This is a genomic window from Halopseudomonas nanhaiensis, from assembly GCF_020025155.1.
GTDB classification, from domain to species: domain Bacteria; phylum Pseudomonadota; class Gammaproteobacteria; order Pseudomonadales; family Pseudomonadaceae; genus Halopseudomonas; species Halopseudomonas nanhaiensis.
The window spans coordinates 45,477-63,747 of record NZ_CP073751.1 but is presented as its reverse complement, the minus strand read 5'-3'; the positions used below and the strand labels follow the sequence as shown (position 1 = coordinate 63,747).

Below are 18,271 nucleotides of genomic sequence, written 5' to 3'. Positions count from 1 at the left end.
CCCACTCTGCTCTCAAGATCCGACCATGCGCCCAGCCCACGCTCTTATCGATCTCTCTGCACTGCGCCACAACTATCAGCTGGCTCGTTCCCTGGCGCCGGCCGCGCGAGCGCTGGCGGTGATCAAGGCCAACGCCTACGGGCACGGCGCAGTGCCCTGTGCGCGAGCGCTCGAGGCACAGGCCGACGGCTTCGCAGTCGCCTGCATCGAGGAAGCGCTCGAGCTGCGCGAAGCGGGTATCAGCAAACCCATCCTGCTGCTCGAGGGCTGGTTCGAGGCCCTGGAGCTGGAGCTGATCGTCGAGCTCGATCTATGGGTCGTCATTCATCACCATGGGCAGCTTGCCGACCTCGCGCAGGTGCAGCTGGCGCGCCCGCTGAACGTCTGGCTCAAGCTCGACTCGGGAATGCATCGGGTCGGCTTCACGCCGGAAGAATACCCGGCGATATGGCGCAGCCTGGAACGCAGCGCGAATGTCGCCTCGCTCACGCGCATGACCCATTTCGCTCGCGCCGACGAGCCGGAAACCGGCCGAACCGAAGAGCAGCTGGCGGTTTTTCACCGCACCACAGATGCGCTCGGCGGTCCGGCCAGCCTATGCAACTCGCCGGGCGTGCTCGCCTGGCCCGCCGCGCACGGCGACTGGCTACGCCCGGGCATCATGCTGTATGGCGCCACCCCCTTTGAATTTGCGCAGCCAGACGCGCAGAACCTGCAGCCGGTGATGCAGCTGAACTCCAGAATCATTGCAGTACGTCAGGTCGAGGCAGGCGAACCGATCGGCTACGGCTCGCGTTTCGTCACTCGACGTGCGACGCGAATCGGTGTGGTCGCCATGGGTTACGCCGATGGCTATCCGCGCCATGCTCCCGACGGCACGCCGGTCCTTGTGGGCGGGCAGCGAACCGAGCTGATCGGCCGGGTGTCGATGGACATGCTGACAGTTGATCTGACCGATCTTCCACAGGCCGGGCTCGGCACGCCCGTGCGCTTGTGGGGAAATGGGCTCAACGCCAGCGAAGTGGCAGCGCACGCAGGTACCATCGCCTATCAGCTGTTCTGCAATCTCAATCGTGTCAGGCGCCTGTATACCGACTGAACGGTATCGTTCGCGCGTTGAAAATTCTGCACAGCCGTGCAATTATCCCCGCACTGAATCGACATTTGTCTCACCATCCGGCTGTTCGCAGCCGTCCCGGAGGATCCCGACCTTGGATGTGGGTGCGCGTCTGAAAGCGATAAGAAAAATGAAGGGTCTGTCCCAGAGAGAGCTGGCCAAGCGTGCAGGGGTTACCAACAGCACCATATCCATGATCGAGAAGAACAGCGTCAGTCCGTCGGTGAGCTCGCTGAAAAAGGTGCTGTCGGGCATCCCCATGTCCCTGGTGGACTTCTTCTCTCTCGAAGTCGAGCACGACAGCCAGCGCAAGGTCATCTACCGGGCTGACGAGCTGCTCGACATAGGCTCCGGCGAAGTGACCATGAAGCTGGTCGGTACAGGCCACCCTAACCGTGCATTTGCCTTTCTCAATGAAACCTATCCGCCCGGTTCCGATACCGGTACGGACATGCTCAACCATGAGGGAGAAGAAGCGGGCACCGTGGTCAGCGGGCGGCTGGAAGTGACCGTCAACGGGGAGGCGTACATCCTGGAAACCGGGGACAGCTACTACTTCGACAGCAGCCAGCCACACCGCTTCCGCAATCCGTTCGACGAGCCCTGCCTGCTGATCAGCGCCACCACGCCGGCGAACTTCTAGCCACAGCCGGTCAGCTATCCACTCAGTTCGGTGGATAGCCTGTGAGCACGCGGCCGGCCAGTTCGTGAGCCGCACGGGTTCGTTCGGCCGGTGTCTGGCTGCGATCGCGCACCACGTCGGTACTGCTTCCGCGCCAGACAAGCTGATTGTCGTCAGCGTCGATCATGTCGATCTGTAGCGTAGCCGTCTGGTAGTTCATCGAACGTGTTTCACTCATCACCGGCCCGCCGCCCCATACGCCCCAGTACCCGGTACCCAGGCCGACGCCATAGTTGGTGGTCACCATCTGTTCGCGCTCGTCAATGATCATGTCGGCACGAATTTTCAGGTCGGCCTGCTCTGGCGAAGCCGCAGGACGCAACCCTCGGGCATCCAGCTGGGCAGCGATCGCATCCTGCAGTCGTTGCGCGACCAGGTCGCTGCTGATGCGCGGGTCATTGGCAGGGCTGAAGTTGATTGCCGGCTCGGACCAGGCCCAGGTGCGATAGTCGGCAAAATTGCGCGATCCGTCGTAGTCACGCTGCGGCTGGGTAGTCTGGCAGGCAGTGAGCAATACGACGGCGGCGGACAAGAGGGTCATGCGTAACATGGGATACTCCGAATGACTGCCTGAGCAGAGCGGGACACCTGTATATTCGTGGTTCCCAGCATTCTTTAGTTCCCGCCTGCCTCCTGACCAATTGAATTGTTGCATCGCCTCGATGTGCTCGTGCAAAGCGCATCGCCGCTGCCCCGCCGATCGTGCAGATTGCATGCTGGTCGGCCTGAGCACCTGACGCACACCTTTGTTTCTCCTGGCTTTTTTCCGCTGATGCAGCTGGCACGGGCGTTGCTGGAGACATCCTCATCATGCAGAAAAGGAGCCGGTGATGAATCTCAAACATTCCCTCGTCGCCCTCGCCGTGGCCGGCGCCCTCGCGGTCACTGCGGGAGCTGGTGCCGAAGATGCCGATCTGCGCCAGCAACTGACCGAGGCCCGCCAGCAGGGATCCGTATGGACCGCCATTGCGGTAAACAGAAACCTGAGCCCGTTCCGGATAGACGTGGATGTCAGCGGCGATACCGCCATCCTCACCGGTACCGTTGATTCGGAGGTGGATCGGGAGCTGGCCGAGCAGGTCGCTCGGGAAGTCGATGGCATCAATCAGGTCGACAACCGTCTGGAGGTGGATCAGCAATCCGGACGTGGCGATGAGCGCGATCGCGGCCTGGGTGGACGCGTCGACGATGCCACCCTTACTGCAACGATCAAGTCGAAACTGCTCTGGAACCGCCGCACGCAGGGGCTGGACATCAAGGTCAGGAGTGAAAACGGTGTGGTCACGCTCAGTGGCCAGGTCGACTCGGAGGAAACCCGCGAGCTCGCCGGTCGCATCGCAGAAGATACCGATCAGGCGCGCGAAATCCGCAATCAGCTGAACGTCAGCGACATGGCCGGGTCAGATTTTACAGGTACTGCGCAGAACGCGGCACATTCCGCAGGGGACGCGCTGAGCGACGCCTGGGTGACCAGCAAGGTGAAGTCCAGCCTGCTGTTCAGCCGCAACCTGAGCGGCACCAGCATTTCGGTCGATACCCAGGGTGGCCGGGTGCGGCTTGCCGGAACGGTCGAGTCGGACGCGGAGAGGGAACAGGTGATCAGGACCGCGGAGGATATTCGCGGCGTGACCGAGGTGAATGCGCAGGACCTGACCGTACGCGACTGATCTTCAAGTGATGCCGAATGCGGCTCAAGCGGTTAAAACGACAAGAGGACTCATCATGCTGAAGTGGGCAATCATTTTCCTGGTTATAGCCATCATCGCTGCCGTGCTCGGTTTCGGCGGCATCGCCGGCACTGCGACGACCATCGCACAGGTGCTTTTCGTGGTATTCCTGGTGCTGTTCATCGTGTCGTTCTTCATGAGCCGACGCGGACCCCGATCCTGACGCGTCTTGATACGCAAAGGCCGCCCCGTGCGGCCTTTCGCTTGTCAGGATGGCTTCAGTCCGTTCCACCTTCCGCCCAGCGGGACCCACCCCAGGGATTGGCCTCGAGGCTGTTGTGCGCGGCTGTCGCCGCAATCGCTGCATGACCCGTCGCTACGCTCATCTGCTTGAGCCCCTTGACCAGATCCCCGATGGCGTAAAGCCCCTCGATCGATGTCTGCTGATGATCGTCCACCAGCAGCGATCCGGCATGGTCACAGCGCGCGCCCAGTTGCTGCGCCAGGGTGGAACGCACCCGGCTGCCCAGGCTCGGGTAAACCATATCGAAGATGATGCGGTCGCCCTTGCGGGTAATCACTTCGATACGATCATCCTCGGTCAGCTGCATGCCGTCGACGTGATCGGGCACCACCCGGATGCCATAATGGGCGGCGAGAGATGAAGCCTGCTCACAGGCATCCGCCTGTCCATGCACTATCACCGTCACGCGATCGGTAAAGGTGCGCAGAAACACTGCGTGGCTGATGGCGTTTTCCGCTTCCCCGTACACTGCGACGTTTTCGCCGCTTACCTCATACCCGTCGCAAATCGAGCAGAGCCTGACTATTCCGCGCCGAATGGCGTTGTGAACGCCCGGCATATCGGGCAGCTCATCTTCGATCCCGCACGCCAGTATCACGCGCCGTGTGATCATCACACGATCGGCGTAGCGAACGGCAAACCCGCCAGGATGCCGCTCGATGGAATCGACCCAGCCCTCTACGAGGCGCGCACCATATTCCTGCGCCTGCACCCGCAACCGCGCGAGCAGGTCCACCCCGGCGATGCCCGGGGGGAAGCCTGGATAGTTGTGCGAGTTCGGGATGTATGACGCTCGACTCAGACCCGCATCGAGGAGCAGACAGCGTCGGCGGAAGCGCGCGAGGTACAGCGCTGCGGTCAGGCCCGCCGGCCCGCCGCCGACGATCACGCAATCAGCATCGGTCGCTGGCGAGTCGGGCTGTGCATGCGCATTCGGAAAATACATCGGATGATCCTGGCTCAGCGAGCCTGAAGAGTATTGGAGGCCCGCGCGGCGCTGGCTGCCCCGCGCGCCTCGATTGTGGCGAGACCGCTCAGACTTCGCTGAGCAGCTTTACCAGCTCCCGCGCGGCCTCTTCCGACGACGCCGGGTTCTGTCCGGTGATCAGCTTGCCGTCGACCAGCACGTAGGAGCTCCAGTCCTCGCCCTTGCTGTAGACGCCGCCCTTTTCCTTGAGGCGGTCTTCGAGCAGGTAGGGCACCACCTCGGTCAGACCCACGCCCTGCTCTTCGGAATTGGCAAAGCCGGTCACTTTCTTGCCCTTGACCAGCGGACCGGCCTCGCCGCGGACGTTCAGCAGCACAGCTGGCGCATGACAGACCGCAGCGATCGGTTTGCGGGCAGCTACAAACTGTTCCAGCAGGCGAATCGAGTCGGCGTCGTCATACAGATCCCAGAGCGGGCCGTGGCCGCCCGGGTAGAACACCGCGTCGTAATCCTGCGGATCGATGCCAGCCAGCCGATGCGTCTCGGCCAGCTGCAGGCGGGCCTCGTTGTCCTCCCTGAAGCGTTCGGTGGCGGCCGTCTGGGCATCCGGCTCGTCGCTCTTCGGGTCGAGTGGCGGCTGCCCGCCAGCGGGCGAGGCGAGGGTGATGTCGGCACCGGCATCCTTCAGCACGTAATACGGTGCGGCGAATTCTTCGAGCCAGAACCCGGTTTTCTTGCCGGTGTCTCCCAGCTTGTCGTGCGAGGTCAGTACCATCAGTACCTTCATGACATGCTCCTGCTGCGTCGGGTTGAGTTGGTCATTCGACGGGTTCTCGGCTAGTTTGTTCAGCATTCTTGAGGACCCTGCATGAACAGACTGCTGCTCAACTGCGACATGGGCGAAAGCTTCGGTGCCTGGACGATGGGACTTGATGAGCAAGTCATGCCCCATGTCGATTGCGCGAACATCGCCTGCGGCTTCCACGCCTCCGATCCGAGCACCATGCGTCGCACCGTAGCGCTGGCCGCCGAACATGACGTGCGGATCGGCGCCCATCCGGCCTATCCCGACCTGGTCGGCTTCGGCCGCCGCTCGATGCACTGCAGCCATCAGGAAGTGGAAGACATGCTGCTGTATCAGATCGGCGCGCTGGACGGCATCTGCCGCGCCGAGGGTACCCGCGTCGAGTACGTCAAGCCGCACGGCGCGCTGTATAACGACATGATGCGTCGTCCCGATCTGCTGCGAGCGGTCATGCAGGCGGTGCACCGTTACGATCCAGCCTTGCAACTGATGCTGCTGGCGCGCCGTGATAACAGCCAGGCACAGGTCATGGCGAGCGAAGTCGGCCTGTCGCTGATGTTCGAGGCCTTCGCCGATCGGGCCTACGACGCCGATGGCTATCTGGTCGGGCGCGACCGGCCCGGGGCCGTACACCATCTGGCCACCGACATACTCGAGCAGGCTCTGACGCTGGCGCGAGGGGAGCCGCTGGTGACCACGGACGGCGGTGCGCTGCACCTTGCTGCCGATACGCTTTGCGTGCATGGCGACAACCCCGGTGCGGTCGCCGTGGTCCGACAGATCGCCGCCGCGCTGGCCGATCTGCGCTGATCATGCGCGTGCGGATCGAAACCGCAGCGCTCGATACCTTGACGCTGCGCCTGTTCGACGACATTGATGAAGCGAACATGCCCTGGCTACTGGCGGCGGCCGAGCGTCTGCGTGATCGCTTCGGCCCGGCGCTGGTCGAACTGGTGCCGTCCTACACCACGCTGATGGTCACCTTCGACCTGCTCCGGCTTGACGAACGCCAAGCGCGCTCGCACATCGCCGCCGCACTGCAAAACCTGCAGCCGCTGGACGACAAACGAAGCGGCACACTGCACGAAATCCCCGTGTGGTATCACGCCAGCGTCGGGCCAGACCTGCCGATACTGGCCAGCCGTTGCGCAATGGACGAAGCGGAACTGGTCGGAATGCACTGCGCCCGCGAGTACAGCGTCTTCGCTCTCGGGTTCGCTCCGGGTTTCGCCTATATGGGCCTGGTCGAGCCCCAGCTGGCCGCACCCCGACTGAGCACCCCGCGCCAGCACGTGCCGGCCGGCAGCGTCGGTATCGCCGAGCGCCAGACCGCCGTCTACCCACTGGTCTCGCCGGGTGGCTGGAACCTGCTCGGGCGCACGCCGGTCGCCCTGTTCGATCGTCAGCGTGACGGGTACAGCCTGCTTCGACCCGGCGACCGGGTGCGTTTCATCGCTGTGGAGCATGCCGACTTCATCCGACTGGGCGGCGACGACACGCCGATGGAGGCGGGATGATGCTGGTCGTCGAACAGACGCTGGGGCTGGCCCAGCTGCAGGATCTTGGCCGCTTCGGCGTACGTCATCTCGGCGTCACCCAGGGAGGGGCGCTGGACTGGGTAGCGATGCGCTGGGCCAATCAGTCGCTGGGCAATCCACCCGATGCAAGCGTGCTTGAGATGCCCTTCGGCGGCGTCACGCTGCGCTTCGAGGCCGACACCGTGGCGGCATTGGCCGGCGCCGATCTCGACGCTCTGCTCGACGACGAGCCGGTTCAGCCATGGCGTGCCATGTCGATTTCAGCCGGCCAGCGTTTGCAACTTCGAGCACCTCGCAACGGGGTGCGGGGGTACCTTGCGGTGCCGGGCGGCTTTGATCTCGAAGCCGTCCTGGGCTCGCAGTCCACGGTGGTTCGCGAAGGGTTGGGTGGGCCGGATGGCCGGGGCGGGGTGTTGCGCCGCGGTGACCGGCTGGCCTTCTCTGGGGCAGCCAGGCCCATCGCAGCGGGGACGCCGCTCCCACAGGCCCGGCGGGACAGAGGCATGCTGACGCTCACGCCGACAGGCGGTGCGATCGCCTCGCTGTATACCGGTTTCTGTGGAAGCGCCGTCCCCGGCGCGATAGCGGATTCACCCTATTCGCAACCGGCCGTGCTGGAGATGCTCCTCGGCTCGCAATACAGCGACTTCGCCGGCGCCAGCCTCTTCGCCGCTTTCAACCAGCCGTGGCGCATCGATACCAGAGCCGATCGCATGGGCGTCCGCCTGTCCGGACCAGCGCTGCGCTACACCGGCCCCGCGTTGATCTCGGAGGGTATTCCACTGGGCGCGATTCAGCTCCCGCCTGATGGCCAGCCGATCATTCTGCTCAACGATCGGCAAACCATTGGCGGCTATCCGCGGCTCGGCGCACTGACGCCACTCGCCGTGGCGCGTTTGGCGCAATGTGCGCCGGGAGAAACGGTGTATCTGCGACCGACCACGGGCGGCCGTGCTCGAGACAGGCACTTGGCTGCGCTTTACCGGCTCGAGGCAGAGGGGAAGCATCCATGACGATGATCCATCGACCAGGTGACCGACACCTCGACCACCTTGGCTTGTGTCGTAGCCAGGAGCAGGCGTTCAAGCTCTGCGGCCAGTCGCGGACCATAGCGCTCTGCGGGAAAGCGCAGATGCACATCGAGATAAACCCGGAAGGTGAAGGCCTCCAGCTTGGTCACCGCTCCGGCACTGATCAGATCGCAGCCAAGTACCGGATCGATCCATCGATCCAGCGCTGTAACAGCCTGCCGCGACAGTTCGTTGGGTAATACCTTTAACGCCAATTCGGACATGCTCGCGCTCCTGGGCTGCTGGGCTGCTGCTTTCGGTGGGGAAGGCTGCTCGACTGAAGCCACGCGGGCGAGCCTGGCCATGATGCAGCGTTAGCGATGAGACTTTGCACTGACTGTGCAAGGCTCATGCCGAAGAAGACGGCTGCGCACCGTAACGGCTTGAAGCAGGTTTCCGCGGCCGGATCTGACGTTGCGTGCACGCGCAGGCGCCGCGAATGAGCGAGAAGCGAGCGGGATGCACCCTCTTGAAGCGCCCGAAGCGGCAGGCGCTGCACCAGGGCTCCGCCAACCGCCGATCAGGCGTTTTGCAGGCTGGTTCTGAACCGCGCCGGTGTGACGCCCTGCCAACGCCGGAAAGCCCGGATGAACGCATTCTCGTCGGAGAAGCCCAGTTGTTCGGCGATGTCGGCGACGCGCTGGTCGCCCCGCAAAGCCTCGCAGGCCATCGCCTGTAGCACGCTCTCGCGCAGCGTCTTGAATGACAGTCCCTCTTCAGCCAGACGCCGGTTCAGGTGGCGACCGCTCAGATGCAACTGCTCGGCGACACGCTCCTTGCCCCAGCGCGGATGCGCCGTGACAAGCCGCTGCACCTCAGCACTCAGGCTGTGGTGACCCAATTCGGCCAAGGTCTGGTCGGCCAGCCTGCGCAGGTGATCCCGCAATGCGCCATTGGCCTGGATCTGCTGCAGTTCGAGCTGGTCGGCAGCGAAGCCCAGGTGATTACAGCCGGCGTTGAAGTGCACCGGGCAACCGACCAGGGCCGCGTAGCGCTCGACCTCGGCCAGCGGCGCATGGGCTAGCCAGATGCCGCTGGGCTGAAAGCGTCCGCCGGTCGCCCAGCGACTCAGATTGAGCATGCTGCCCAGCACCGCCTCGACCCGCTCGGCCCGGCGAATGCTCAGGTGGGGTTCGTAGTCGATGAACGCCTGGCCGTCCGTGCGGTGCAGACGGAACTCACCGCCGTCGCCAATCACCGGCGCGTACTCGATCAGCTCCTCGAGCGCCTCGCCAAAGGTATCGCAGGTCACCAGCAGCATGCCGAGGCTGTCGAGGTGGCCGACCTGTATCTCGAGCCCCAGTTTCAGCCCGATCAACGGGTCATCGCTGGCGCTGCAGAACGCTTCCCATAGTTCGTCCTGCCAGGCGATCGGCACCCGCTGCACTCCGGATAGCCTGCGGATGATCGATGCAGGCAGGGCGATGCCCAGCCGCTCGGCCATCTGCACGATGGCCTGACTGTAACGTGGCGTGACGCTGTGCTCGGCGCAGTCATGCATGGCCCGAATTGCTGCTCCCGTGTCCCGTTTGGTGCGATACGCTGATCGCCGGCTGGAATAGACTGCCGATCATAACAACAAGCCAGCGGAGAAAGATCATGTATGCCGTCATCGGTGCCGGCCCAATGGGCCTGGCCAGCGCACGCAATCTGCAAAAACTCGGTATTCCCTTCGTCGGATTCGAGCTGCACGGCGATGTGGGCGGCCTGTGGGACATCGATAATCCTCACAGCACCATGTACCAGAGCGCGCACCTGATCTCCTCCAAGCGCATGACCGAATTCGCCGAATTCCCCATGCGCGATGAGGTGGCCCCCTATCCGCACCACAGCGAAATGCGCCGCTACTTCCGTGACTACGCCGAGCAGTTCGCGTTGAAGCGGCATTACGAATTCAACACCCGCGTGATCGAGATGGCGCCGGATGGGGACGGCTGGTCGGTGACCACCGAACGCGATGGCGAGCGGCAAACCCGACGGTTCGATGGTGTACTGATTGCCAACGGCACCTTGCACAAGCCGAACAGGCCAGCGCTGCCCGGCCCCTTCGCCGGGGAGCTGATGCACTCGGCGGAATACCGCAGCCCCGAAATATTCCGCGGCAAGCGCGTCTTGATCGTCGGCTGCGGCAACTCGGGAGCCGACATCGCCGTGGATGCGGTGCATCACGCGGCCAGCGTCGATATGAGTCTGCGCCGTGGCTACTACTTCCTGCCCAAGTTCGTCAAAGGCCGGCCGATCGATACGCTCGGTGGCAAGCTCAAGATGCCACGGCCGCTCAAGCAGAAGCTCGACGCCGGGTTGATCCGGATGATCATCGGCAAGCCGTCCGACTACGGCCTGCCGGACCCGGACTACCGTATGTACGAGTCACACCCGGTGGTCAACTCGCTGATTCTGCACCATCTGGGTCACGGCGATATCAAGCCGCGGCGGGACATCTCGCGGATCGACGGCCACACCGTGCATTTCAGTGACGGTGAGTCGGCAGACTACGATCTGATCCTGCTGGCCACGGGGTACCTGCTGGACTACCCGTTCGTAGCGCGGGAGCACCTCAACTGGCCACAGAACCTGGACGCGCCGCAGCTGTACATGAATGTGTTCCATCCCGAGCATCACACGCTGTTCATGATGGGCATGATCGAAGCGGCGGGGCTCGGCTGGGAGGGACGTAACCTGCAGGCGCGTCTGGTCGCGCTGTACATTCTTCAACGGCGATCCGGCACGTCCAGCGTCACGGCGTTCGATCAACTCAAGCGCGAGCGGGCCGGCGTGACACTGGACGGTGGCTACGAGTACATCAAGCTCGCCCGCATGGCCTATTACGTGAACAAGGATGCCTACCTGGCCGCGCTGCGCCAGCACATCGGAGAACTGGAGCGCGACCTGCCTGCCATGCAGCCGCAGGCGGCCACCGCATGAGTGGCGCGCTACCACTGGAGTTCGATCCGGCCAGCCTGATACTGCTGAACGTCATCATGGCCTGCATGATGTTCGGCGTGTCGCTGAGCCTGCGGCTGGAAGACTTCAAGCGCATCGCCCTGGCGCCCATCGCGCCGCTGGCCGGGCTGGTCGCACAGTTTCTGCTGCTGCCGCTGGCCACCTGTCTGTTCACCTGGGCGATGCGTATCGATCCGGAACTGGCGCTGGGCATGATTCTGGTGGCCGCCTGCCCGGGCGGCAGCTTCTCCAACATCATGACCTGGCTGGCGCGGGGCAATGTTGCGGTCTCGGTCAGCATGACTGCGGTGTCGAGCCTGGCGGCAACCGTACTCACCCCGCTCAACTTCGCGCTGTACGGCTGGCTCAACCCCTATACGCGCAGCTATCTGACCGAGATCAGTCTGGAACCAGGCGGAATCCTGCTGCTGGTATTGCTGGTATTGGCCCTGCCGCTGGCCTTGGGCATGCTCTCCGGCCGCCGCTTCCCGGCGCTAGTCAGTCGCAGCGAGAAGCCGCTGCGCATCGTGTCGCTTCTGGTATTTCTCAGCTTCGTGGCCATCGCCTTCTCGAAGAATCTGGATCTGTTCGTCGAGCGGTTTCACAGCTTCTTCTGGCTGGTGGTGGTTCACAATTTGCTGGCGCTGTCGCTGGGTTACGCCATGGGCAGGCTGTTGAAGCTGCCGGTCAGCGACCGGCGGGCCGTCACCATGGAAGTGGGCATCCAGAATTCCGGCCTGGGACTGGTCATCCTGTTCACTTTCTTTCCCGAGGCCGGCGGCATGATGCTGATCACTGCTTTCTGGGGCGTCTGGCATCTGGTCAGCGGCCTGACGCTCTCGCAGATCTGGGCCCGTCTGCCGCTGCCCGCCGACGACCCGATCAATACCATCTCTCCTACCACGGCACGCCAATCATGAACCAGCGCATCCTTATCACCGGCGCCGCCGGTTACATCGGCCATCAACTCGGCGACCGGCTGGCGAGCGACTTCACGGTGATCGGAACCGATATCCGCCAGCGCGACGACGTGCGCTTTCCGATTCATTTACTGGACGTTCGCGACCCTGCGCTGGCCGAACTGCTGCGCACTGAGCAGATCACCCATGTGGTCCATTTGGCCTCGGTTCTGCAGGCCTCGCCGGACCGCGCGCGCGATTACGACATCGACGTAAACGGCACGCGCAACGTCCTGGAATGCTGCCTGGCGGCGGGCGTACGGCATCTGACCGTGACCAGTTCGGGCGCTGCTTACGGATACCATCCCGACAATCCGGCGTGGATAGACGAGCAGGATGCGCTGCGTGGCAATCCGGAGTTTGCCTATTCCGACCACAAGCGGCTCGTCGAGGAGATGCTCGCCGAGTATCGCCAGACCCATCCGGAACTGGCCCAGCTGATTTTCCGGCCCGGGACAGTACTGGGCGCCGAAACGCGCAACCAGATTACCGACCTGTTCCTGGCCCCCCGGATTCTGGCGCTCAAAGGAAGCGATTCGCCATTCGTGTTCATATGGGATCAGGATGTGGTCGGTGCCATGGAAATGGGCCTGCGCGAGAGCAAGACCGGCATCTACAACATGGCTGGGGATGGTGCGTTGACCATGGGCGACATCGCCGAACGGCTCAACAAGCCGCTGCTGACCCTGCCGGTCTGGCTGGTCAAGGCTGGCTTGCAGTTAGCCAAATGGCGCGGCAAGCCAACGGGGCCGGAGCAGGTGCGGTTTCTGTTGTATCGACCTGTGCTGAGCAACCGGCGGTTGAAGGAGGAGTTTGGGTATCGGCTGGCCAAAACTTCTGCTGAGACGTTCGAGTTTTTTGCTGAATATACTCGGGGCCAGCGGCGTTGATTCTTATGGTTCGGTGTGGCCGCCGCACTGGGCAATCGTTTGGCCAGACACGCTACTAGCACGTCCGTGTGGGCTCGGCCATGCCCATCCCTGGGCATGGACGGTCCGGCCAAACGATTACCCCGCGCAGCTGATCAAGCTCTCGGCGCCGCGCGGAGATCAAAGCGCAGGTCTCAGAGCACACATTATCCATAGCGGAGTTGCCGGTCGGGCAGGCTGGACCGTCGATGCCCAGGACGGGCATCGCCGAGCTTACAGGGACGTATTCACAGCGTGTCCAGCCTGCCCGGCTGGCAACACAGCCGGCACGGAAGGAGCAGCAGCATGATCAACACAACGCTAGTCACCGGAGCCGCCTCAGGCCTAGGCTGGGCCATGGCTCGACATTGGCACGCCGCTGGCCATCAACTGATTCTGGCAGACATCAACGCAGAGCAACTAGCGCAGCGGGCCGAAGAGCTGGGCTCACCGGACCGGGTGCTGACCGTCACCACAGACATAACCAGCGAAGCGGACATCAATCGGCTTGTTAGCGAAACCCGCAAACGCTTCGGCCGCCTCGACCTGCTGGTGAACAACGCCGGCATCACCCATCGCTCGCCAGCGCACCAGACTGACCTGACGGTGTTTCGCAAGGTCATGGCCGTGGACTGGCAGGGGCCGGTCGAACTGACCCTGGCCGCGCTGCCGTTATTGCGTGAAAGCCGCGGCAGCATCATCTGCATCGGTTCCATGGCCGGCTGGATGCCCGTGCCGGGGCGCGCCGCCTACTGTGCGGCGAAAAGCGCCTTGACCCAGTTCTTCGAGGTACTCAGACTCGAGCTCGAACCGGACGGAATACACCTTTTGATGGCCTATCCAAGCTTTCTCGACACGCCGATCGAACATCATGCGCTGGGCAGGGACGGCCAGGTTGCAAGCCATCCGCGCTCGATGGTCGGCGGCATGAAAAGCGCCGAGTGGATGGCCGAGCTGATCGCCGACGGCCTGGCGCAGCGCAAGCGCTGGCTGATGCCCGAGCCGGTCTCGCGCTTCGGCAGTCTGCTCTGGCGCTTCGCGCCGTCACTGTACTTGCACCAGGTGCGCAAGCGCTTTGCCGGAGATTTGCGCTGATGATCGACCCGTGGATCTGGGTCGGCGTTTGTATTCTGATCGCCTACACCATCGAAGCGATCACCGGGTTCGGCAGTTTGGTCATCGCTCTGTCGCTTGCAGCGCTGATGCTCCCATTGCCCGAGGTGATGCCGGTGCTGGTTCCCCTGAGCGTGCTGATGAGCGGCTTTCTGGCCTGGCGCAATCGCCGGCATATCGATTGGCGCTTGCTCCTGCGGATGATCCTGCCATTGATGCTCGGCGGCATGCTGGTTGGTTACGTTGCTCATACCGGACTGGACGACCAGCTCCTCAAGCTGCTGTTCGGACTGCTCATCGTCTGGTTCGCCGGTCGCGAATTGTGGCGGCTCGCTCGCGGAATCGTAGCCCAGGCACACCCGGTCTGGCTCAGCCGCACGCTGACATTTGCCGCTGGCATCACGCACGGCCTGTTCGCTTCGGGCGGGCCGCTGCTGGTTTACGCCATGGCCGGAACCACGCTGGTCAAGAGCCGGCTGCGCGCAACGATGCTCAGCGTATGGTTCACGCTGAACGCGAGTCTCAGCGCACTGTTCCTGTTTCAGGGTAGCCTGATACCGGCGCTGCCGCGCACCTTGACGTATGTGCCGCTCCTTGTCGTGGGCGTGCTGCTGGGTGAGTGGCTGCACCACCGTGTCGACGAGGCACGCTTTCGGCAGATCGTCTACGCATTGCTGACGCTGACCGGCGTCTTGCTGATTCTGCACGCCTGGTAAGGGGATGGGTTTGCCAATCAAGGTCTGGGATGTACCGACGCGGTTGTTTCACTGGTTGCTCGTGCTGGCTGTCACCGGCGCACTGATCACGGTCAACCTCGGCGAGACCTGGATGCACTGGCATCTGCGTTTCGGCCTCGCGGTCATCGGGCTGCTTGGCTTTCGCCTGGTGTGGGGAATCTGCGGGCCGAGCGAGGCACGATTCACCCGTTTCGCCGCCACGCCCCAGCGGCTGGCAGCACAGTGGCGTGGCGATTGGCACGGCGCGGGTCATACACCGCTGGGGTCGCTGTCGGTTCTGGCCATGCTCGCGCTGTTCACCTTCCAGTCCGTCACCGGCCTGTTTGCCACGGATGATGTAGCGGTCAGCGGCCCCTGGGCAGACGCGGTATTCTCACCGTTCAGCCGACTGTCGAGCGGCTGGCACCGCTCCACCGAGGAACTCCTCTACGCCCTCATCGGCGTACACGTACTGGCGGTCGTCTGGTATCAGCTGCGCGGCAAGCGCCTCGCCGGCGCCATGCTGCATGGCCGTAAGATAGTCTTTGACGCTGCGGCGCCGCCGGCTCCGGCTTCTCGTAGAGCCCTCGCTCTTGCATTGTCAGTGGGGGTTATAGCCGTCTGGCTGGCAAAGGGTTTCTGACGCCCGGTCAGGTCGACTCCGGCTCAGTCTCGGCCGTGTCCTCGCTCTGCTTGAGATTGGCCAGCGTGTTGAAGGCAATATGGGTGCTGGGGAACACCTCGCCAACCTGATGGCCGATCCAGTCGGTTTCGGTGAGCTGATCCATCAACGGGCCTTTCACCTCGGCCAGGTGTACCCGCACACCGCGTTCGGCAAGGCCTTCGGTAATCTCGCTGAGCATGTCCAGTCCGGTGCTGTCGATATGGTTGACCGCAGACAGGATCAGCAACACGTGGCGGGTGTCGCGGTAGTCATGAAACGCATCGAGCAGGGCCTGCTCGACCGCCTTGGTGTTGGCAAAGAAAATGTTTTCGTCGATGCGCAGCGCCAGCACCTGCGGCTCGATTTCCACCAGATGCCGGTTCACATTGCGGAAATACTGCGTCCCCGGGACCCGTCCGACCACCGCCACATGCGGCCGGCTGCCGCGCCAGAGCTGCGAGGCGATCGACAGGCAGACGCCAAGAATGATGCCCCCTTCGATGCCGAAGAGGATCACGCCAATGGCGGTCAGCAACAGGGTCAGGCCCTCGGCGCGGTCGTAGTCCCAGGCCCGTCGCAGACTGACCACGTCGATCAGCGGCGTAACGGCGACAAGGATGATGGTGGCAAGCACCACCAGCGGAAGATGGGCGAATAACGGGGCGAGGGTAGCGACCAGCAGGGCTATGATCCCCGCCGCGATGACGCTGGCCAGCGGCGTATTGGCGCCAGCTTCCATGTTGACTACCGAGCGGGACAGGCCACCGCATACGGCAAAGCCGCCGGACACGCCGGCACAGGCATTTGCCGCACCGAGCGCCAGCAGTTCGCGGTCAGGATTGATGCTCTCACGCTTGCGCCGTGCCAGCGACTGGGCCAGCGAGACGCTTTCGACGAAACTGACCAGACTGATCAGCGCAGCCGGGATCAGCAGAACGCGAAGATGGCTCCAGTCCGGTGTAGTCCACTGCAGCGACGGCAGGCCGGCCGGCAGGTCGCCTACCACCGGGACCCCGCGTGCAGCCAGATCGAACCCGGCGGTCGCAACGATGCCCAGCACCACCACCAGAATCGGCGCCAGACGCGCAGCCAGCCGGGCAATGCCGACGTGCAGCCCCAGCTTGACCAGGTGTCCGGCCAGCCTGCTTCGGGCATACATCAGCCAGCCCAGGCTGACCAACCCCATGGCGGTGACCAGACTGTTCATCGCCGTCCACTGCCCGGTAAGCTCGCCCGGCGTGCGCGGCAATGCGGCCAGGCCGAACACATGGGGCAGCTGGCTGAAGATGATCAGCAGCGCCGCGCCGCTAAGAAAGCCGCTGATCACCGGGTGACTGAGAAAATTGGCCAGAAACCCCATCCGCAGCAGGCCGAGAATGAACAGCATTGCCCCGGACAGCAGCGCCAGCCAGATCGCCAGTTGCAGATACAGCTCGGTGCCCACGGGCGCGAGCGGCGCGATCAGCGATGCCGTCATCAACCCGGTGACCGCCACCGGGCCGACCGAGAGGGTCATGCTGCTGGCAAACAGGGCATAGCCGATCAGCGGCAGAATACTGGCGTAGAGGCCCACCTCAACCGGCAGACCGGCGAGCATGGCATAGGCCATGCTTTGCGGGATGATCATCACACTGACCACCAGACCGGCTGTGACGTCCCCGCCGAGCCACGCCTTGCGGTAATTGCGTAGCCAGGCCAGCCATCCCGTACCGCCCGGTGGACGCAGCCGCGGGTTGTCCAGCATCAGCAGCCTGCTCCGGCACGGTCGTCCCGTCTTACCCTTGCTGCCGCGTGATCATTCATGTTGCTCGCCACAGTTTCTACCATCCTCCGTCCCCAATCCCGATCCTGATCTATGCCGCGGCGGCGCGAGATGTAGCAGCTCGACATCGCCGACACATTGTAGACGCGAACCCGGCTGGCTCTGCAGCACGGCCCGGGCGAAACCTTGAGCCGTGAACCGGTCATGTTCGAGATGGACAACATGGCCGGCCGAATGTCCATTCATCGAAACGATCGGTTCTTTCGTGCGTCGCGGGTTTACCTGATACTGAACCCAAGCATAAGCCACGGGAGCACAGCATGACTTCGGATCGTTTCAACCTGGCAGGAAAAACCGCCCTGGTCACCGGCGCGTCCAGCGGTCTGGGCGAGCATTTCGCATTGATTCTCAGCCAGGCGGGCGCACGCGTGGTGCTTGCGGCTCGCCGCATCGAGCGCCTCGAGGCGCTGGTCCAGCGTATCGAGGGTGCGGGCGGCCAGGCACTGGCGGTGAGCATGGACGTGACCGACAGCGACAGCATCGACGCCGGCTTTGCCAGTGCCGAGGCGGCGTTCGGGAGCATCGACATTCTGGTCAACAACGCCGGCATCGGCGATCCCGTCCCGTTTCTGGACATGACCGAGGGCAACTGGCGCAGCATGCTCGATACCAATCTCGACGGCGCCTGGCGCGTCGCGCATCGCGCCACTGTCGCCATGGCGAAAACAGGGACCGGTGGCAGCGTCATCAACATCGCATCGATCCTTGGTCTGCGCGTCGGTACCGCACTCAGCCACTACGCCGTGGCCAAGGCCGGCGTAGTGCAGCTGACCAAGGCCATGGCGCTGGAACTGGCGCGGCACAATATCCGAGTCAATGCCATTGCCCCCGGCTACTTTCGCACCGAGATGAACGGTGACTATTTCGACACGGAAAAGGGCCAACAGTACATCCGCAGCAAGGTACCTATGCGCCGTCTCGGCCAGCTCGAGGAGCTCAGCGGTCCGTTGCTGCTGCTTGCCAGCGAAGCCGGTTCGTTCATGACCGGCAGCGTCCTCAATATCGACGGCGGACACCTCACCAACAGCCTCTGAC

20 protein-coding genes are annotated in these 18,271 nt (G+C 63.5%); 14 read left to right on the top strand and 6 right to left on the bottom strand.

Annotation, left to right across the window (positions count from 1 at the left end):
- Positions 1 to 25 precede the first annotated feature (25 nt).
- Both alr and KEM63_RS00280 read left to right on the top strand, forming a co-directional pair.
- A complete protein-coding gene (gene alr / locus KEM63_RS00285) occupies positions 26 to 1,099 on the top strand; it encodes an alanine racemase (RefSeq protein WP_223653868.1) in 1,074 nt (357 codons plus the stop codon).
- A gap of 112 nt (positions 1,100 to 1,211) precedes the next feature.
- Complete coding sequence (locus KEM63_RS00280) at positions 1,212 to 1,760, top strand: cupin domain-containing protein (RefSeq protein WP_223653866.1); 549 nt, start codon at positions 1,212 to 1,214, stop codon at positions 1,758 to 1,760.
- A gap of 22 nt (positions 1,761 to 1,782) precedes the next feature.
- On the opposite strand, the gene KEM63_RS00275 is transcribed toward KEM63_RS00280, so the two are convergent.
- Entirely contained in the window at positions 1,783 to 2,349 is a 567-nt protein-coding gene (locus KEM63_RS00275; protein ID WP_223653864.1) for a DUF4136 domain-containing protein, read from the bottom strand.
- A 280-nt stretch (positions 2,350 to 2,629) separates the two neighbouring features.
- On the opposite strand from KEM63_RS00275, the gene KEM63_RS00270 reads away from it, so the two are divergent.
- Together KEM63_RS00270 and KEM63_RS00265 are read left to right on the top strand one after the other, a co-directional pair.
- The gene (locus KEM63_RS00270; protein ID WP_223653862.1) at positions 2,630 to 3,466 is read left to right on the top strand and encodes a BON domain-containing protein; all 837 of its coding nucleotides are present in this window, start codon (positions 2,630 to 2,632) and stop codon (positions 3,464 to 3,466) included.
- A gap of 55 nt (positions 3,467 to 3,521) precedes the next feature.
- A complete protein-coding gene (locus KEM63_RS00265) occupies positions 3,522 to 3,689 on the top strand; it encodes a DUF1328 domain-containing protein (protein ID WP_223653860.1) in 168 nt (55 codons plus the stop codon).
- A 55-nt stretch (positions 3,690 to 3,744) separates the two neighbouring features.
- Here KEM63_RS00265 and KEM63_RS00260 read toward each other — a convergent pair whose 3' ends face one another.
- Both KEM63_RS00260 and KEM63_RS00255 read right to left on the bottom strand, forming a co-directional pair.
- Positions 3,745 to 4,716 carry an NAD(P)/FAD-dependent oxidoreductase gene (locus KEM63_RS00260; protein ID WP_223653858.1) on the bottom strand — a complete coding sequence of 324 codons (972 nt, stop codon included), beginning with the start codon at positions 4,714 to 4,716 and terminating at the stop codon, positions 3,745 to 3,747.
- 88 nt (positions 4,717 to 4,804) lie between these two features.
- A complete protein-coding gene (locus KEM63_RS00255) occupies positions 4,805 to 5,485 on the bottom strand; it encodes a type 1 glutamine amidotransferase domain-containing protein (protein WP_223655908.1) in 681 nt (226 codons plus the stop codon).
- Between the two features lie 81 nt (positions 5,486 to 5,566).
- Between KEM63_RS00255 and KEM63_RS00250 the strand changes: the two genes are divergently transcribed.
- Genes KEM63_RS00250 through KEM63_RS00240 form a run of 3 tightly spaced genes read left to right on the top strand, consistent with a single transcriptional unit; the run spans position 5,567 to position 8,054 of the window.
- On the top strand, positions 5,567 to 6,313 hold the full coding sequence (locus tag KEM63_RS00250) for a 5-oxoprolinase subunit PxpA (RefSeq protein WP_223653856.1): 747 nt from the start codon (positions 5,567 to 5,569) through the stop codon (positions 6,311 to 6,313).
- A 2-nt stretch (positions 6,314 to 6,315) separates the two neighbouring features.
- Positions 6,316 to 7,020 carry a 5-oxoprolinase subunit PxpB gene (gene pxpB / locus KEM63_RS00245; RefSeq protein ID WP_223653854.1) on the top strand — a complete coding sequence of 235 codons (705 nt, stop codon included), beginning with the start codon at positions 6,316 to 6,318 and terminating at the stop codon, positions 7,018 to 7,020.
- Positions 7,017 to 8,054, top strand: coding sequence for a 5-oxoprolinase subunit C family protein (locus tag KEM63_RS00240; RefSeq protein ID WP_223653852.1), 1,038 nt, complete (start codon positions 7,017 to 7,019; stop codon positions 8,052 to 8,054). The genes pxpB and KEM63_RS00240 overlap by 4 nt, the downstream gene beginning before the upstream one ends.
- Here KEM63_RS00240 and KEM63_RS00235 read toward each other — a convergent pair.
- Together KEM63_RS00235 and KEM63_RS00230 are read right to left on the bottom strand one after the other, a co-directional pair.
- Positions 8,021 to 8,335, bottom strand: a complete 315-nt coding sequence (locus KEM63_RS00235) for an iron-sulfur cluster assembly protein (protein WP_223653850.1) — start codon at positions 8,333 to 8,335, stop codon at positions 8,021 to 8,023. The two genes, KEM63_RS00240 and KEM63_RS00235, sit on opposite strands and share 34 nt — an antisense overlap.
- Before the next feature lie 296 nt (positions 8,336 to 8,631).
- Positions 8,632 to 9,612: an AraC family transcriptional regulator gene (locus tag KEM63_RS00230; protein ID WP_223653848.1), complete on the bottom strand. Its 981-nt coding sequence runs from the start codon at positions 9,610 to 9,612 to the stop codon at positions 8,632 to 8,634.
- A gap of 98 nt (positions 9,613 to 9,710) precedes the next feature.
- Here KEM63_RS00230 and KEM63_RS00225 point away from each other — a divergent pair, with 98 nt between their 5' ends.
- The 6 genes from KEM63_RS00225 to KEM63_RS00200 all read left to right on the top strand — a co-directional run bounded on the left by KEM63_RS00225 (position 9,711) and on the right by KEM63_RS00200 (position 15,393).
- Positions 9,711 to 11,036 carry a flavin-containing monooxygenase gene (locus tag KEM63_RS00225; RefSeq protein WP_223653847.1) on the top strand — a complete coding sequence of 442 codons (1,326 nt, stop codon included), beginning with the start codon at positions 9,711 to 9,713 and terminating at the stop codon, positions 11,034 to 11,036.
- The gene (locus KEM63_RS00220; RefSeq protein WP_223653846.1) at positions 11,033 to 11,974 is read left to right on the top strand and encodes a bile acid:sodium symporter family protein; all 942 of its coding nucleotides are present in this window, start codon (positions 11,033 to 11,035) and stop codon (positions 11,972 to 11,974) included. The genes KEM63_RS00225 and KEM63_RS00220 overlap by 4 nt, the downstream gene beginning before the upstream one ends.
- Positions 11,971 to 12,903: an SDR family oxidoreductase gene (locus KEM63_RS00215; protein ID WP_223653842.1), complete on the top strand. Its 933-nt coding sequence runs from the start codon at positions 11,971 to 11,973 to the stop codon at positions 12,901 to 12,903. The genes KEM63_RS00220 and KEM63_RS00215 overlap by 4 nt, the downstream gene beginning before the upstream one ends.
- 324 nt (positions 12,904 to 13,227) lie before the next feature.
- Positions 13,228 to 14,016, top strand: coding sequence for an SDR family oxidoreductase (locus KEM63_RS00210; protein WP_223653840.1), 789 nt, complete (start codon positions 13,228 to 13,230; stop codon positions 14,014 to 14,016).
- A complete protein-coding gene (locus KEM63_RS00205) occupies positions 14,016 to 14,750 on the top strand; it encodes a sulfite exporter TauE/SafE family protein (RefSeq protein WP_223653838.1) in 735 nt (244 codons plus the stop codon). The genes KEM63_RS00210 and KEM63_RS00205 overlap by 1 nt, the downstream gene beginning before the upstream one ends.
- A 4-nt stretch (positions 14,751 to 14,754) precedes the next feature.
- Positions 14,755 to 15,393, top strand: a complete 639-nt coding sequence (locus KEM63_RS00200; protein WP_223653836.1) for a cytochrome b/b6 domain-containing protein — start codon at positions 14,755 to 14,757, stop codon at positions 15,391 to 15,393.
- 7 nt (positions 15,394 to 15,400) lie between these two features.
- Here the strand turns inward: KEM63_RS00200 and KEM63_RS00195 are convergent, their stop codons facing one another.
- Positions 15,401 to 17,158 (bottom strand): SulP family inorganic anion transporter, encoded by a 1,758-nt coding sequence (locus KEM63_RS00195; protein ID WP_223653834.1) that lies wholly within the window; start codon positions 17,156 to 17,158, stop codon positions 15,401 to 15,403.
- A 338-nt stretch (positions 17,159 to 17,496) separates the two neighbouring features.
- On the opposite strand from KEM63_RS00195, the gene KEM63_RS00190 reads away from it, so the two are divergent.
- Entirely contained in the window at positions 17,497 to 18,270 is a 774-nt protein-coding gene (locus KEM63_RS00190) for an SDR family NAD(P)-dependent oxidoreductase (protein ID WP_223653832.1), read from the top strand.
- Position 18,271: the final 1 nt, after the last annotated feature.

Bases quoted from the DNA above. Each gene is read 5' to 3' on its own strand.
- pxpB (WP_223653854.1), top strand. From the start codon at position 6,316: ATGCGCGTGCGGATCGAAACCGCAGCGCTCGATACCTTGACGCTGCGC.
- KEM63_RS00260 (WP_223653858.1), bottom strand. From the start codon at position 4,716: ATGTATTTTCCGAATGCGCATGCACAGCCCGACTCGCCAGCGACCGAT.
- KEM63_RS00200 (WP_223653836.1), top strand. From the start codon at position 14,755: ATGGGTTTGCCAATCAAGGTCTGGGATGTACCGACGCGGTTGTTTCAC.
- alr (WP_223653868.1), top strand. From the start codon at position 26: ATGCGCCCAGCCCACGCTCTTATCGATCTCTCTGCACTGCGCCACAAC.
- KEM63_RS00215 (WP_223653842.1), top strand. From the start codon at position 11,971: ATGAACCAGCGCATCCTTATCACCGGCGCCGCCGGTTACATCGGCCAT.
- KEM63_RS00240 (WP_223653852.1), top strand. From the start codon at position 7,017: ATGATGCTGGTCGTCGAACAGACGCTGGGGCTGGCCCAGCTGCAGGAT.
- KEM63_RS00255 (WP_223655908.1), bottom strand. From the start codon at position 5,485: ATGAAGGTACTGATGGTACTGACCTCGCACGACAAGCTGGGAGACACC.
- KEM63_RS00265 (WP_223653860.1), top strand. From the start codon at position 3,522: ATGCTGAAGTGGGCAATCATTTTCCTGGTTATAGCCATCATCGCTGCC.
- KEM63_RS00270 (WP_223653862.1), top strand. From the start codon at position 2,630: ATGAATCTCAAACATTCCCTCGTCGCCCTCGCCGTGGCCGGCGCCCTC.
- KEM63_RS00210 (WP_223653840.1), top strand. From the start codon at position 13,228: ATGATCAACACAACGCTAGTCACCGGAGCCGCCTCAGGCCTAGGCTGG.
- KEM63_RS00190 (WP_223653832.1), top strand. From the start codon at position 17,497: ATGACTTCGGATCGTTTCAACCTGGCAGGAAAAACCGCCCTGGTCACC.
- KEM63_RS00195 (WP_223653834.1), bottom strand. From the start codon at position 17,158: ATGCTGGACAACCCGCGGCTGCGTCCACCGGGCGGTACGGGATGGCTG.
- KEM63_RS00250 (WP_223653856.1), top strand. From the start codon at position 5,567: ATGAACAGACTGCTGCTCAACTGCGACATGGGCGAAAGCTTCGGTGCC.
- KEM63_RS00230 (WP_223653848.1), bottom strand. From the start codon at position 9,612: ATGCATGACTGCGCCGAGCACAGCGTCACGCCACGTTACAGTCAGGCC.
- KEM63_RS00220 (WP_223653846.1), top strand. From the start codon at position 11,033: ATGAGTGGCGCGCTACCACTGGAGTTCGATCCGGCCAGCCTGATACTG.
- KEM63_RS00225 (WP_223653847.1), top strand. From the start codon at position 9,711: ATGTATGCCGTCATCGGTGCCGGCCCAATGGGCCTGGCCAGCGCACGC.
- KEM63_RS00205 (WP_223653838.1), top strand. From the start codon at position 14,016: ATGATCGACCCGTGGATCTGGGTCGGCGTTTGTATTCTGATCGCCTAC.
- KEM63_RS00235 (WP_223653850.1), bottom strand. From the start codon at position 8,335: ATGTCCGAATTGGCGTTAAAGGTATTACCCAACGAACTGTCGCGGCAG.
- KEM63_RS00275 (WP_223653864.1), bottom strand. From the start codon at position 2,349: ATGTTACGCATGACCCTCTTGTCCGCCGCCGTCGTATTGCTCACTGCC.